At 69.5% G+C, this 14,743-nt stretch carries 13 protein-coding genes; 7 read left to right on the forward strand and 6 right to left on the reverse strand.

From position 1 onward, the window contains the following. Nucleotides 1-39 precede the first annotated feature (39 nt). Nucleotides 40-648, forward strand: coding sequence for a LuxR C-terminal-related transcriptional regulator (locus FB475_RS36665; RefSeq protein ID WP_185759118.1), 609 nt, complete (start codon nt 40-42; stop codon nt 646-648). Here the strand turns inward: FB475_RS36665 and FB475_RS06910 are convergent. Then, a complete protein-coding gene (locus FB475_RS06910; RefSeq protein ID WP_238332002.1) occupies nt 645-1,616 on the reverse strand; it encodes an HpcH/HpaI aldolase/citrate lyase family protein in 972 nt (323 codons plus the stop codon). The genes FB475_RS36665 and FB475_RS06910 overlap by 4 nt on opposite strands. 127 nt (nt 1,617-1,743) lie before the next feature. On the opposite strand from FB475_RS06910, the gene FB475_RS06915 reads away from it, so the two are divergent. Continuing rightward, nucleotides 1,744-2,247: a hypothetical protein gene (locus FB475_RS06915; protein ID WP_141853596.1), complete on the forward strand. Its 504-nt coding sequence runs from the start codon at nt 1,744-1,746 to the stop codon at nt 2,245-2,247. On the opposite strand, the gene FB475_RS06920 is transcribed toward FB475_RS06915, so the two are convergent. Together FB475_RS06920 and FB475_RS06925 are read right to left on the reverse strand one after the other, a co-directional pair. Then, entirely contained in the window at nt 2,244-5,813 is a 3,570-nt protein-coding gene (locus tag FB475_RS06920; RefSeq protein ID WP_202878272.1) for a S8 family peptidase, read from the reverse strand. The two genes, FB475_RS06915 and FB475_RS06920, sit on opposite strands and share 4 nt — an antisense overlap. Before the next feature lie 110 nt (nt 5,814-5,923). Then, nucleotides 5,924-6,898 carry a helix-turn-helix domain-containing protein gene (locus tag FB475_RS06925; protein WP_238332003.1) on the reverse strand — a complete coding sequence of 325 codons (975 nt, stop codon included), beginning with the start codon at nt 6,896-6,898 and terminating at the stop codon, nt 5,924-5,926. Between the two features lie 82 nt (nt 6,899-6,980). Between FB475_RS06925 and FB475_RS06930 the strand changes: the two genes are divergently transcribed. The 5 genes from FB475_RS06930 to FB475_RS06950 all read left to right on the forward strand — a co-directional run bounded on the left by FB475_RS06930 (nt 6,981) and on the right by FB475_RS06950 (nt 11,686). After that, nucleotides 6,981-8,255: a magnesium transporter MgtE N-terminal domain-containing protein gene (locus tag FB475_RS06930; RefSeq protein WP_141853598.1), complete on the forward strand. Its 1,275-nt coding sequence runs from the start codon at nt 6,981-6,983 to the stop codon at nt 8,253-8,255. Then, a complete protein-coding gene (locus FB475_RS06935) occupies nt 8,245-8,805 on the forward strand; it encodes a DUF1003 domain-containing protein (RefSeq protein WP_141853600.1) in 561 nt (186 codons plus the stop codon). Before FB475_RS06930 ends, FB475_RS06935 begins: the two co-directional genes overlap by 11 nt. 43 nt (nt 8,806-8,848) lie before the next feature. Then, the gene (htpX, locus tag FB475_RS06940) at nt 8,849-9,742 is read left to right on the forward strand and encodes a zinc metalloprotease HtpX (protein ID WP_141853602.1); all 894 of its coding nucleotides are present in this window, start codon (nt 8,849-8,851) and stop codon (nt 9,740-9,742) included. 28 nt (nt 9,743-9,770) lie between these two features. Next, nucleotides 9,771-10,334: a PspA-associated protein PspAB gene (gene pspAB, locus FB475_RS06945; RefSeq protein WP_141853604.1), complete on the forward strand. Its 564-nt coding sequence runs from the start codon at nt 9,771-9,773 to the stop codon at nt 10,332-10,334. 206 nt (nt 10,335-10,540) lie between these two features. Further along, nucleotides 10,541-11,686 (forward strand): Mrp/NBP35 family ATP-binding protein, encoded by a 1,146-nt coding sequence (locus FB475_RS06950; protein WP_141853606.1) that lies wholly within the window; start codon nt 10,541-10,543, stop codon nt 11,684-11,686. 64 nt (nt 11,687-11,750) lie between these two features. On the opposite strand, the gene FB475_RS06955 is transcribed toward FB475_RS06950, so the two are convergent. From FB475_RS06955 to FB475_RS06965, 3 genes are all read right to left on the reverse strand, one after another. Continuing rightward, nucleotides 11,751-12,095 (reverse strand): sec-independent translocase, encoded by a 345-nt coding sequence (locus FB475_RS06955; protein WP_141853608.1) that lies wholly within the window; start codon nt 12,093-12,095, stop codon nt 11,751-11,753. A 55-nt stretch (nt 12,096-12,150) separates the two neighbouring features. After that, on the reverse strand, nt 12,151-13,608 hold the full coding sequence (locus FB475_RS06960; RefSeq protein WP_141853610.1) for a S1C family serine protease: 1,458 nt from the start codon (nt 13,606-13,608) through the stop codon (nt 12,151-12,153). Between the two features lie 79 nt (nt 13,609-13,687). Beyond that, nucleotides 13,688-14,740 (reverse strand): sigma-E factor regulatory protein RseB domain-containing protein, encoded by a 1,053-nt coding sequence (locus FB475_RS06965; RefSeq protein ID WP_141853612.1) that lies wholly within the window; start codon nt 14,738-14,740, stop codon nt 13,688-13,690. Between the last annotated feature and the right edge of the window lie 3 nt (nt 14,741-14,743).

Raw genomic sequence — 14,743 nt, forward strand, 5'->3', positions numbered from 1 at the left:
GGGAGGGTAATTCCGGCGCCCGCGGAGCTACCGTGAGACATGGGCATCCGCGGGCGCCCCAGACATCCCGACGTGCTGACCCCGGCCGAATGGCAGGTCGTGCACGCGGTCCGGCACGGCATGTCGAACCGAGAGATCGCCCGGCGCCGTGGGGTGAGCCTGGACGCGGTGAAGTTCCACGTGGCGAACGCGGTCCGGAAGCTCGGCCTGAGCCGCCGGGCGGAGCTCCGTAGCTGGCGTGGGGTGCCTGTGGACAGCACATTGCGACGAGGAGAGGTCCTGGGGATGAGCGTGCAGCTTGGTGCCATCGGGCAGATTGCCCGGCTGGTGAGTGACATCGGGACCGCGACCGAGTTCTACGGCGGCGTACTGGGCCTGCCGCACCTCTACACGTTCGGTGACCTGGCGTTCTTCGACTGCGGCGGGACGCGGTTGTTCCTGCGCGCCACCGAGGAGCGCGGCGAGCAGTCGATCCTGTACTTCCGCGTCGCCGATATCAACACCGCGTACGACGAACTCCGGGAACGCGGCGTGGAGTTCGAGAGCGCACCGCACCTGATCCACAAGCACGACGACGGGGTCGAGGAATGGATGGCGTTCTTCCCCGACCCCGACGGTCAACTGCTGGCGATCATGTCCCAGGTCTAGTCGGCCGGCGGCTGCCACACGTCGCTGCGCTCGAGACCGGCCGCGCGGCCCTTCGCGGAGATGACGAGCGCCATTTTGCGGCTGGCCTCGTCGATCATCTCGTCGCCGAGCATCACCGCGCCGCGGGCGCCGCCGGCGGCCGAGGTGTAGTGCTCGTAGGCGTCGAGGATGTTCTCGGCGTGGTCGTAGTCCTCTTGGCGCGGTGAGTAGACCTCGTTCGCGGCGGCGATCTGGTCGGGGTGCAGGACCCACTTGCCGTCGAAGCCGAGCGCGGCCGAGCGGCCGGCCACGCGCCGGAAGCCGTCGACGTCCTTGATCTGCAGGTACGGGCCGTCGATCGCCTGCTTGCCGTGGGCGCGAGCGGCCATCAGGATCTGCATCAGGATGTAGTGGTACGCGTCGCCGACGTCGTACCCGGGGGGCTGTTCGCCGACCACCAGCGACTTCATGTTGATCGACGCCATGAAGTCGGCCGGCCCGAAGATGATCGTCTCGACCCGCGGCGAGGCGGTCGCGATCGCGTTCACATTGGTCAGCCCGAGCGCGTTCTCGATCTGCGCCTCGATGCCGATCCGGCCGGGCTCGTACCCGTGCACCTTCTCCAACTGGGTGAGCAGCAGGTCGAGCGCGACCACCTGCTCGGCGGTCTGCACCTTCGGCAGCATGATGCAGTCCAGGTTCGCGCCGGCACCGCCGACGACCTCGATGACGTCCGCGTAGGTCCACTCGGTGGTCCAGTCGTTCACGCGCACGACGCGGAGCTTGGTCCCCCAGCCGCCTTCGTTGAGCGCGGCGACGATGTTCTTCCGGGCGTCCGGCTTCGCGAGCGGCGCGACCGAGTCCTCGAGGTCCAGGAACACCTGGTCCGCGTCCAGCCCCTTCGCCTTGGTCAGGAACCTTGGGTTCGATCCGGGCGTGGCCAAACACGACCGCCTGCTCCGCAACGCCTTGTCCGTCACCTTGTCCACCACGGCCGACCTCCACTCGGTTACCCACCGGTCACCGGCAGCGTACGGCGTCCGCAGCCGCTGTTCCGGTGACCCGGCTCACTTCCGTTCCGAGTGTGGCCCGATTCACCGTGTGACACTTAGGCCTGTGAGTACCGAGGAGATCGCGGGCGTGATGAAGAAGGCCGGGCTCGTCTGGCTGGCGTGGGACGGCCGCCGGCCGGTTCCCGCCTGGTTCGCGACGGTCGACGGGCAGTATGTCGTACTCGCGGACTCGGGCGAAGGCGCCGAGCAGCCCCTCCCCGGACTCGCCACAGCAAGCTCGGTCGATGTCGTCGTACCGGCCAAGCCCGCGATGAACCGCCTGGCCGGCTGGAAGGCCGCCGTACGACGGCTGGAGCCCGGCACCGACGAGTGGACCGCCGCCGCGCAGGTACTACGTACCGAACGGCTCAACGCACACGACCTGGACACCCAACTGGAGCGCTGGCGCACCGAGGCGGACATCCTCGTGCTGGACCCGATCGAGTCCACCGGACCGTACGACGACTCACCCCACGCCGCGGCCCCGGCGCCAACCAGGGCCACGACGAGAGGCAAGCCACCGACGACACTGCACCGCCCGGTACGCCGCCGTCCCAAACTGAGCTAACTGACCGCGAAGGCGCGCTGGATCGTTTGGCTCACGCTGTTGCCGGCGGTGTCGTGTGCGGTGACCCGCATGCTCACGTAGCCGGGCCGGGCGTCCAGCTTGGTACGCCAGCCGGCACCGGACCGTTGCAGCGCCACCGGTTGCCACGCGACGCCGTCGTCGTACGAGAGCTCCAGCGTCGCCGCATTGACCTTGCCAGTGCCCACAGCGCCTGGGAGGTGCGAGGGAGTCACCGTGAGGTCGGCGTGACGTTTCGCCCGACCTGACAGGTCCGTGGGGAGCGAGTAGTCGAGCTGAAGCAGCGGAAGGGTCTCCAGGTTCGCGTAGTCGGCCTGGCTGGAGGTGAATCCCCACTCGGTGTGCGTGCTCGGTGAATACGGCCGGTTCGGCAGGTCGCGCTTGGTGTCCACGACCAGCCGGTAGGGCAGGGCCTGCGGTGGCACCTCGACGGACAGCATGTCGGCGCCGTCGGCGAGCAGCGCGTCGCCCTGGTAGAGCGCGGTGGTCACGGACGCGCCGACGTCGAACACGGTGCCCTGGTGCGGGCCCGAGTCCGCGAAGCCTGGCAGGCCGTAGACGCTCATGATGTCGCCCACCCGCGACGGCGGTGTCGACAACGCGCTGTCGCTCAGCAGCCGCGGTCGCTGGATGCCGCCGAACCAGGTCTCCGCAGTGACACTGCCCGGCCGGTAGGACAACGACGAACCCTGCTCCGACAGGTCCGGTACCGCCGCCATGCTGAGCCACTTGACCTTCGGCGCGGCCGTCACGTACACGGCGTGCTCGCCCTGTGCCGGAACGGTTGTCGACGCCGCACCGACCGCCCAGGTGAGGTCCGCCGACAGGTCGAAGCGGATGTCCAGGGCATCCCCTGGCTTGGTATCCCGGAAGGACTCGTCAATCCGTGCCAGGTCCCGCGCCGTCGGCCGGTACCCGGGATCGCTCGGCACGGCTCCCTCGTGGTGCTGGACAAGGTCGTAGAGGTACTGCGGGTACGGGTGCGAGTCGAGCTTCAGCGTCTTGGGAGACCGTACGAACAACTGCTGCGCCTGGTCGATGTTCAGCGAGACGACCGGGAGTGCCGGCGCCTCCTCCTGTGGCAGGTCGGCCCATGCGTCCAGCGGACCGTAGCCGTCGTTCACGATCAGCAACAGCTTCGCCCCACCCTTGGCTGCTGCCGCGGCCTGCTGGGTCGGCGGTACGGTGTCGTTGCGTTGAGCAACAGCGATCTTGCCGCGGACGTCGTACTTCGCAGGGTCGGAGCCGACGTAGGCCACCGGGTAGTTGCCGGTACCCGCGGGCAGCATCGGCGACCAGCTCTGCACCAGGGTGTCGAACGATCCGGCCGTCAGCGCCGGCTGCTCCTGCCGCCAGCGGGTGGCGAACGTGTAGGAGCCCTGTGTCACCTTCGGTGTAGGAGTCGCCCAGAGCGAGTCGTACAGCCACCACTCCAGCTGGTAGGTGTCGACAAAGCGATGTAGATCGCCGTAGCTGCGGTACTGGTCCACGCGCACGTAGGTGTTCTGGCTCGGCCGTGGAGTGACGGCGGCGACCTTACGGAGCCCTGCTGTGTCGAACGTGACCGTCCGGTCCTGCTGAACGTCCACCTCCGGCCGGCTGATCACCGCGCGCCCCAACGAATGCGGACCGTCCAGCCCCCGGACATCGGCGTACATCCAGGCGGCGTACGTGCTCGGGCGTACGTCGACGTCCAGGCTGCCGTCCACCTCGAACACCTGCGGCACGACGTCCCGCTTGATGTCCTTGAGTACGACGATCCCGGACAAGCCCTTGGACCGCAGCGACAGCTTCACCCGCTGGCTCTGCTTGCTGACGCCGACCGCGGTGTGAGCGAGCACTGCTCCGCCGGCATCCGTTGCCGTCAGCATCGAGCTGTAGCCGGCGTCGTCGGCAGCGAGGTCGAGGTGGCTCACGACGCCGACGGTCGCCGTACCGTGCGCCGGGACGGTCAGCTGCGGAGTCGTCAGCGTGAACAGGCCGGCCGGGACACCCTGGTTCTTGAGCGCCAGGTTCAGCGTGACCGCCTCCGCGCCGGTGTTGGTGTACGTGACGTCCTTCTGCACGCTTGCCGGGTAGGGCCACTTCATCGCTGCGAAGGCCGAGCCCGACGAGAACACGGCGTCCCGCACTGCGGCAGCCACATCCAGACGGCCGGTACCGGCGGCGAACGGGCTGTACTGCGTCGTGGCCTTGGTCGAACTGACCAGCGCGTCCTTCAACTGGGGGCCCGTCCAGTCCGGGTGCTCATGCGCCAGCAGTGCGGCCGCACCGGCGACGTGTGGTGTCGCCATCGACGTACCACTCATCGCGACGTACGACCCCTCACCTTCCGGCGAGTACTGCGAACGTGCGGCGAGCACGTCGACGCCCGGCGCGGTCAGGTCGGGCTTGAGCCCGCTGTCACCCAGCCGCGGCCCACGGCTGGAGAACGGCGCCAACCGGTCGTTGCCGTCCACCGCACCGACCGTCAGCGCGGCGTCGGCCGCACCGGGCGCCGAGACACTGTACGGATCCGGGCCGGAGTTGCCGGCGGCAATCACGAACAGCGCGCCGGTCTCCGCGGACAGCGTGTTCACCGCCTGGCTCATGGGATCGGTGCCGTCGGTCGGCCCCGAGCCGAGGCTCATGCTGATCACCTTGGCGTGCTGGTCGCGGGCGGCCCACTCCATACCGGCCAGGATCCAGGAGTCCTGGCCACTGCCGTCGTCGCCCAGCACCTTGCCGATCAACAGGCCGGCGCCCGGCGCGACGCCCCGCTCCTTGCCACCGGACGCTGCGCCGGTACCGGCGATCGTCGAGGCGACGTGGGTACCGTGACCGTTCCGGTCGGTGACGTCCGCGCCAGGGACGAAGCTCTGCGACGCGACGATCCGGCCGCCGAAGTCCGGGTGCGCGGCGTCGACGCCGGTGTCCAGAACGGCGACGTCCACGCCCTGTCCGGTGTTGCCGCCCTGCCAGACCTCCGGCGCACCGATCTGCGCGGTGGAGTCGGACATCGTGGCCTTCGCCTTGCCGTCCAGCCAGACCTTCGTGACCTGACTGCGAGCCGTGAACGAGGACCAGAACGACCCGGCCTGGCGATGGTCGGCGGTCAGGGCCGCGCCCCGGATGCTCGTCAGCGCCAGGGTCTGCCGGGCTCCCGCGAGCGGGGCCTGCTTGTAGCCCGGCGCGTACGAGACGATCAACGGCGTACCGGCACTGTGCGCGTCGTCGTACCCGTCGGCGAGCAGTTCGGTGACGTTGAAGAGGTGCTGGTCGAGGATGCCGGACGCGAGGTAGGGCAGGGCGGCGTCCGGATAGACGTACAGGTCGTTGCCAACGGCCATGATGTGCGCGCCGGCCGGGGTGCCGTTGGGCTTGTCGACGGTCGCCGTCGGACGGCCGCCGACGGTCGTCACGGTGACCTTGTCACCGGTGATCAGAGTGACCGTGCTGGGCGGAGAGGCGGTAACCGCCATCTGGACCGCGTCGGCGTGCGGCACCGTGACGGCGGACAGCGCCAGCACAGCCGCGCCGAGGGCAGCCAAGGATGAGGAGAAGGACACGGGGGCTCCAAGCTCAGGGGATTCCCCGCATTAGATTCGGCGCGCCGTGTCCGCTGCTACGGATATCCCTGGCGCAAAGTGGTCACGGCCAATCCGGCCAGCGAAGATCCTCAGAGCCACCCTCGGTCGCGGGCGTGCCAGCCGAGTTGCAGGCGGGACCGCGAGTGGGTCTGTTCCATCAGTTGCTGGACGCGTCTGGCGACCGTACGGCGGCTGATGCCCAGGCGGGCGCCTGCGGCGTCGTCGGTCAGTCCTGCGACCAGCAACGACAGCAGATGCCTGTCCTCGGCCGACATGGCCTCCTCCGGTCGGAGCGCGTCCGAGTCCGTGACACTCAGCGGGCTGGCTCTGTTCCACACGGTCTCGAACAGAGCGACCAGCGCGTCCAGCAGACTGCAGGGGTGTACCAGGAGGGCCGCGTCCTGAGCAGGCGTCGCCCAGTCCAGCGGTAGTAGTGCCAGCTCGCGGTCGGCGATGGCCAGCTTGGTCGGCAGCACGTCTGCGATGCGCGCCTGCTCCCCCGCACGCACATGGCTGACCGCACTGGCGGCCAGCACTGCGTCCGCGAGTGCAGAGCTGTCGTACACCACCCTGTACGCCACACCGGCGCCCTGCCGCGCCAGCTGCGTGCTGTTCACCTCAGCCGACGCGACGTACGGCGGGGCGACCAGCTCACGCATCTCGGCACGGGCCGTCCGCTGGACGCGGTCGAAGGCAAGGCCGACCGCGGTCTCGCCGGTGACGATCTCGATCAGCTCCTCGGTCCGCCGCGCGCCACCTTGCCTGGTCGCCTCGGCCGCGAGCCGGTACGCCGCCTTGCGGATCCGCTCGAACTCCTGCTCCTGCCGCTGGATCAGCTGCTCGACGGCGAGCTCCGGCGGTACCGGCACGATCAGCTCGCCCGGAGCCGGCGTACGGTGCACGAAACCCTCTGCCAGCAGCACGTCGACGGCCCGCTGTACCTCCGGTACCGGACGGCCGAGCCGCTTGGCCAGGTCGTCCAGCGACGCCCCGCCGTGCCGGACCAGCTCCAGGTACGCCGTCTCCTCGTCCACGCCCAACCCGGTGGATCCCAGGATCCCCACCCCACTCCGATCTCGCCCGAGGAGCCAAAGTCTACGAAGCGTCCTCAGCCGCGACTTCGCTCCGGCGAGTTAGCCTTCGGACATGACCGGATCACCGTCGCGCGTGTACGTCGCCCGGCTCGCGGGCCTGCCGGTCTACGACCCGAACGGGGACCAGGTCGGCAAGGTCCGCGACGTCGTCGCGATGATGCGCCAGGGCGAGCAGCCGCCGCGGGTGCTCGGCCTGGTCGTCGAGGTGTTCACCCGGCGCCGGATCTTCCTCCCGATGACCCGGGTCACCTCGGTCGACGCCGGCCACGTGATCACCACCGGCCTGCTCAACATGCGGCGCTTCGAGCAGCGCGCGACCGAGGTACTCGTACTCGGTGAGCTCCTCGACCGGACCGTGACGATCGCGGACACCGGTGCCAGCGCAGTGGTGTTCGACATGGCCATGGAGCAGTGGAGAGCCCGCGACTGGATGCTGACGAAGGTCGCGGTGCGGGAGGGCACGAAACGCTTCCGTCGCCGCGGCCAGACGCACGTGCTCGACTGGAGCGACGTCAGCGGGTTCACCCAGGTGGAGGAAGGACAGGGCGCGACGCACATCCTCGCGGCGTTCGAGTCGATGCGTGCGGCCGACCTGGCCGGCGTACTGCACGACCTGTCCCCCAAGCGGCGTAAGGAGATCGCCACTGCGCTGAACGACGAGCGGCTGGCCGACGTACTCGAAGAGCTGCCCGAGGACATCCAGGTCGAGATCTTGGCCGGGCTGGACACCGAACGTGCAGCCGACGTGCTCGAGGAGATGTCCCCCGACGACGCCGCCGACCTGATCGCGGAGCTACCGACAGACACAGCAGAACGCCTACTCACGCTGATGGAGCCGGACGAAGCAGAAGACGTACGCCGGTTGCTCACCTACGAGGAGCACACCGCAGGCGGTCTGATGACGTCGGAGCCGGTCATCCTGCCCGTGGACGCCACGGTGGCCGACGCGCTCGCGCACGTACGCAACGCAGACCTGAGCCCCGCACTGGCCGCCATGGTCTACGTCTGCCGTCCACCGCTCGAGACACCGACCGGACGGTTCATCGGCATCGGCCACATCCAGCGGCTGCTCCGAGAACCACCGTCCGAGCTCGTGTCCGCGGCACTCGACACGGACTTGGACGGGCTGCGGCCGGACGACAGCCTGCAGACCGTCAGCAAGTACCTGGCGACCTACAACCTGGTCGCCGCACCGGTGCTCGACGACGAGGGCCGGCTGCTCGGTGCGGTCACCGTCGACGACGTGCTCGACCACCTGCTCCCGGACGACTGGCGGGAACACGACCATCCGGAGAACGCGCAGGAGGTAGGCCACGATGCCACGTGACGACCGCGGCACCGACGACCGACGCCAGCGTGGCAACAGCGGCGCCGAGGAGCGCCGGCGGCTGCGCAACACCAACCGGCTGGACATCCCGCGCGAGCTGCGCCGCACCATCGCACTGCGCTCGGCCTACGACGCGGACGCGTTCGGCCGGCTGTCCGAGCGGATCGCGCGCTTCCTCGGCACCGGGCAGTTCCTGGTCTACATGACGGTGACGATCCTGTTCTGGATCGGCTGGAACATCTTCGCGCCGGTGAACCTGCGCTTCGACCAGTACCCGTTCATCTTCCTCACGCTCGCGCTCAGCCTGCAGGCGTCGTACGCCGCTCCGCTGATCCTGCTCGCCCAGAACCGGCAGGAGGGCCGCGACCGGGTGCAGTACGAACGCGACCGCGACGTGGACGCCCGGACCCGTGCGGACATGGAGTTCCTGGCCCGCGAGATGGCCTCGCTGCGGATGGCCGTCGGCGAGGTCGCCACCCGCGACTTCCTGCGCTCCGAGCTCCGCTCGTTGCTGGCCGACCTGGACACGCGCGAGGACGACCGGGTTTGACCCCGAGCTAGGCTCACTATCAGGTGAGGAAGAAGGACGTGGGATGAAAACTCGATTCGCGCCCGACCGGGGGCTGTCCAGCCGGATGGTGATCACGAGCTTCCTGCTCGGGCTGCTCTACGTCGCGTTCGTCGGCGTACTGATCGCGCTCACCAGAAGCGCGGTGCTGGCCGTGGTGATCGCGGGCGGCATGCTGTTCGTCCAGTACTGGTTCTCCGACAAGATCGCGCTGTACGCGATGCACGGCCGGATCGTGACACCCGAGGAGGCGCCGCAGCTGCACGGCGCGATCGACCGGTTGTGCGCGCTCGCCGACATGCCGAAGCCGCGGGTCGCGATCGCCGACGTCGACCTGCCGAACGCCTTCGCCACCGGCCGCAACCCGAGCAACGCGGTGGTCTGCGTGACCACCGGCATCATGCGCCGGCTCGACCAGGACGAGCTCGAGGGCGTGCTGTCGCACGAGCTCTCGCACGTCGCGCACCGCGACGTCGCGGTGATGACGATCGCGTCGTTCCTCGGCGTGCTGGCCGGCCTGATCACCCGTTTCGGGCTGTACGGCGGCCTCGGCCGCAACCGTGACCAGAACGCGGCGCTCGTCGTGCTGACCATCGTTGCGGTGTCGGTCGTCGTCTACGCGATCTCGTTCCTGCTCACCCGGGCGCTGTCGCGCTACCGCGAACTGGCCGCCGACCGGGCCGGCGCGATGCTCACCGGCAGACCGTCCACACTGGCATCGGCGCTGACGAAGATCAGCGGGGACATCGCCCGAATACCGTCGCGCGACCTGCGCTCGGCGCAGGCGTTCAACGCGTTCTTCTTCGCGCCGGCGCTGTCCGGCAAGAGCGTGTCGTCGCTGTTCTCGACGCACCCGTCGCTCGAGACACGCATCGACCGCCTCGGCGCCCTCTCCCGCGAGCTGGGCGAGCAAGCTTAGGGTAGGTCGGCCGACCTACTCTCGGAACATGGGACTTCTCGACATCCTGCTCGGCAGGAGCAAAGCCGTTCCGCCGAACCTCGACCAGTTGTTCTCGCTTCCGTCGGCCGCGATCACCTTGGAGACCGCGGCCGACTACCGCCCGACCGGCAGCGGCTCGGTCTGCTTCAAGGCAGCCGAGGGCGGTGGCTTCTCCACGCTCCGCGAGGAGGTCGACAAGCTGCTCGCCCTCGACAACGGCAAGTTCACCAGTACGACGGACTCGTACGGCTTCACCTGGCTGGTCCGGCAGACCGCACCCGACGACCTGGAAACGCTCGTCACCGACCTGCACGCGGTGAACACGTCCCTGGTCGACGCAGGCTTCGGCAACGCGCTGCTGTGCACGCTGGTCGCGTTCACCAACGGCACCGAGCCACTGGGCCTGGTGTACCTGTACAAGCGCGGCTCCTGGTACCCGTTCGTCCCGGTCGGCGCCGACCGCCGCGACAACGCCAAGGAGCTCCAGATCCGGTCGGTCGTCGGTGCCGACCTGAACTTCGAGCAGGACCTGTCCCGGTGGTTCCCGATCTACGGCGCCCCCGGCCTCTGACCCACCCCCGCCGAGTCGTGTCGTTCGGCGGCCGGCCGCTCCCGGCGAGTCGTGGATCGAGGTTGTCGGAAAGCGGGTTCCAACAGCCAGTAGTCACGACTCGGCGGAAGTGGTCATCCGCCGTACACCGGCGACTCGGGCGGGTGGGGGCGTATGTCACATGGACCGCGGTCCGGGGTTCTCAGGTGAGCACGTAGCCTGGGGGCATGGCTCCCACTGCTGATCAGGTGACCACGGCACTCGGTGGTGTGCTGGACCCGGAGATCAAGAAACCGATCACGGATCTGGGCATGGTCGAGTCCGTCGCCGTCCGGGAGGACGGCGTGGTCGCCGTCCGTATCCTGCTGACCGTCGCCGGCTGTCCGATGAAGGACACGCTGCGCCGCGACGTCACGGCCGCGGTCAGCAAACTCGACGGCGTCACCGGGGTCGAGATCGACCTCGGGGTGATGTCGACCGAGCAGCGCGCCGCCCTGCAGACGCAGTTGCGCGGCGGCGTGGCCGAGAAGGAGATCCCGTTCTCCCGGCCGGACTCGCTGACCAAGGTGTTCGCGATCGCCTCCGGCAAGGGCGGCGTCGGCAAGTCCTCGGTGACGGTGAACCTGGCCGTCGCGATGGCCCGGCAGGGCCTGTCGGTCGGCGTCCTGGACGCGGACATCTACGGCCACTCGGTGCCGGCCATGTTCGGCGTCGCGGACGAGCGGCCGACCGCGGTGGACGACATGATCATGCCGGTGCCCGCGCACGGCGTGAAGGTGATCTCGATCGGCATGCTGAAGCCGAAGCGCGACCAGGTGGTCGCCTGGCGCGGCCCGATCCTGGACCGCGCTCTCGTCCAGATGCTCGCCGACGTGTACTGGGGCGACCTCGACGTACTGCTGCTCGACCTGCCGCCCGGTACCGGTGACATCGCGATCTCGGTCGGCCAGCGGCTCACCAGCGCCGAGGTGATCGTCGTGACCACCCCGCAGGAGGCCGCCGCCGAGGTGGCCGAGCGGGCCGGCACGATGGCGCAGATGGTGCATCAGCGGGTGGCCGGCGTGGTCGAGAACATGTCGTACCTGCCCTGCCCGCACTGCGGTCCGGAGCACCGGATCGAGATCTTCGGCTCCGGCGGCGGCACCCGGGTCGCCGAGACGCTGTCCGCGCGGCTCGGATACCCGATCCCGCTGCTCGGCGAGATCCCGCTGGACGAGCGGCTCCGCTCCGGCGGCGACCTCGGCCGGCCGCTCGCGATGGCCGACCCGGACACCCCGGCGGCGCAGGTGCTCGACAAGATCGCCTCGACGCTCGGCGGCAAGCCGCGCGGCCTCCTGGGCCGTCAGCTGGGCCTCTCCCCGGTCGGCCGCTGAACCACCCCGCCACTGAACCGCCGCTGACGGCCTGAGGATCAGCGCCGCCGCTGACGGCAGCGGATCAGGTCGACTCGGGGTCGAACGGCGGCTTGGCGCCGGCCGGGAGCCGCTGCGGCGTGGTCGAGGTGTCGGAGAAGTCGGCCGTCACCGACTTGACCTCGTCCTCGATGGGGTCGAGCAGGTGCTTGCGGACGAAGTTCTTCGGGTTCAGGTCCTGGAGCTCGAGGTCGGCGTACTCCGGGCCGAGCTCGTTGCGCAGGTCGTTCTGCGCGTTGTTCACCATCTGCCGGACCTGCCGGAGCAGGCGGCCCGCCGTACGGGCGAACTCCGGGAGCCGGTCCGGCCCGAAGACGAGTACGGCAACGATCGCGATCACGACCAGTTCGAGCGGTCCGATGCCGAACATGTCCTCACCTTTCGTACGTCCCGGGCCAGCCTATCCCCAGCCCGGCTACAACGCCTCAGCCGATCTGCTGGCCGAGCGTCAGCGTAACCGTCCTGGACCGTCCGCCCCGCTCGTAGGCGAGTCGCACGGCCTCACCCGGCTGGTGCGTGCGGATCGCCACGATCAGCACCTCGGCGCTGTCCACGGACTGGTTGTTGATCGCGGTGATCACGTCGCCGACCCGCAGCCCGGCCCGCGCGGCCGGCGAACTCGGGCTGACCGCACTGACCCGGCCGCCGCCCTCGAACGTCATGTCCACGCTGGCCCCGATCACCGGGTACGACGCCTGACCGGTCGCGATCAGTTGCTGAGCGGTCCGCCGCGCCTGGTCGATCGGGATCGCGAACCCGAGCCCGATGCTCCCGCTCTGCCCCTCGCCCGCACCGGGCACGGTGGCGATCGCGGAGTTGACGCCGATCACCCGCGCGTTCATGTCGACCAGCGGACCACCCGAGTTGCCCGGGTTGATCGCCGCGTCGGTCTGCAGCGCGCTGATGTACGACGATTCCTGGCTCGGGTCGTCACCGGTGGTCACCGGCCGGTTCTTCGCCGAGATGATGCCCGAGGTGACGGTGCCGGCCAGGCCGAGCGGCGAACCGATCGCGACCACGTCCTGCCCGACGATCGCGGACTCCGAGCGGCCGAACTGCACCGACGGAGCGCTCAGCCCGGTCACCTGGACCACGGCCAGGTCGTACGCCGGGGAGCGCCCGACGAGCCGCGCTGTCGCGGTCTTGTTGTCGTTGGTCACGACCTGGATCGAACCGCCCTTGGCCGCGCCCTCGACCACATGGTTGTTGGTCAGGATGTGCCCGAGGTTGTCGATCACGAACCCGGAACCGGTCGCCCCGGAGTTGTCCGAACCCTCGACCTTGAGCTGGACGACGCTCGGCAGCAGGGTCGCGGCCACCGCGGACACCGAGCCGGTGCGGATCTTCGGGTCCGCGCCGGTACCGACCGGCGGATCGGGCTGGGTGGCGATCGGAGCGTTCCGGCCGTCCAGCGCGACCACCACCGTGGCGGCACCGGCACCGGCGACGACCGCGATCACGACGGCGACCAGTGCGGCGATCGTGACGATCCGGTTCACCCTGGGCGGCTCGGACGTGTACGCACGGGCCTGCTGCTGGTGCCAGTCGGCCGGTGGCGGCGGGACGTACGACGGACGGTACTGCGGCTGCTCGGTCGGCCAGGCCTGCCCGGGGTAGACCGGACGGAAGCCCTGCTGCTGTGGCTCGGGACGGCCGAAGCTGCGCTGCGAGGTGGAGCGGCCGGCGTTCGTCTGCCGGTACGCGGCGTCGGAACCGGGCGGCCGCAGCGGCAGGTTGCCGGCTCCGGGAGGCGGCGGGGTCAGCGCGGACAGCGGCGGACCGTCAGGTCCGGTGGACGCGGGCGGAGTGGGCGCAGCGGGCTGCACCGCGGTCGGTTCCGCGGTCGCCGGATTCGGAACTGTCGGCTCGGATTCGTCACTCATTGACGGTCCCCGCCTCACGTCGTCGTCGTGGTCGTGTGTCGGGAGTCCCCGGGGTCGCCGGAAATACTTCCAGCTCTGATTATCCCAGCTTCGGCGACAGTGCACCCATCGGAGTGAGCCAGGTCGCGATTTTCGCCAGTCCGGTACCCAGCCGCTGCAGCGCCGAAAGCTTCTCCGGCAGGTCGTGCGGGAACGCCCGGACCACCTGCCCGAGCTGCTCCGGCGGCAGGTCCCCGATCAGCGTGTAGACGATCCCGCCGGACGACCAGACGACGTACGACGGCATCCCGTAGCGCACATAGACGCCCGGGCTGTCGGTGCCGGTGAAGCCCGCCACCGCGGCCGGGTCCAGTGCACCGCGCTGCTCGAACAGGGACACGTTGAACAGGCCGTCGGAGTACGAGAACTGGAGGGACCCGTTGCTGGTGTCCTGGTGGACGTCGTACAGCTTGAGGGACGCGGGCAGCTCCGGGGCGCACATCCAGCCCTGGGAGCGGAGGTTGTCGACCTTGCCCATGCCGAGCGACTCGACACCGTTGGGCAGCATCGGCGGCAGGTGACCGAGGAACTCGGAGCTCTCGATCTCGAGCTCGGTGAAGACCGTGGCACGGACCATCGTCCTGCCGTCGGCACTGAACAGCTGGCGCTGCAGCAACAGCCCGGTCGCCTTGTCGATCCAGAAGCGCGCAGCCAGCGTCTTGTCGTCCCGCAGGGCCTCCACGAGCACAGCCGTCCGGCCCACCAGGTCCGTGCAGCACTTGTCGACCAGCTCGTACGTCGACTGCAGCAACGCCAGCGGTCCGCCGTCGATGGCCGCGTCCGTGGTCGTCGCACGCTGCACGAACGCCTTCGCGCCGGGCGCGGACGACCCGAGGACGCTGATCTCGGAGCCCTGCGACGCCGCATGCACGATGTCGAACATGGCTGAGCTGGCGCCCTGCGGTCCCCAGGCGGTGATGATCTGGGTGCCGTGGTACGAGACGTGGTTCGGGGCGTCGGCGGCTCTGCGCAACCAGCTGACCGCGGTCGGTGAGTCAGCCTTGGAAGTCACAGGTACCGCGACGGCGGACGCGGGCAGGCCGAAGCCGATCAGGGCGGTACTGACCAGGACGGCGAGCCGGGACAGGCTCACCGG

Source organism: Kribbella jejuensis (genome assembly GCF_006715085.1).
GTDB classification, from domain to species: Bacteria; Actinomycetota; Actinomycetes; order Propionibacteriales; family Kribbellaceae; genus Kribbella; species Kribbella jejuensis.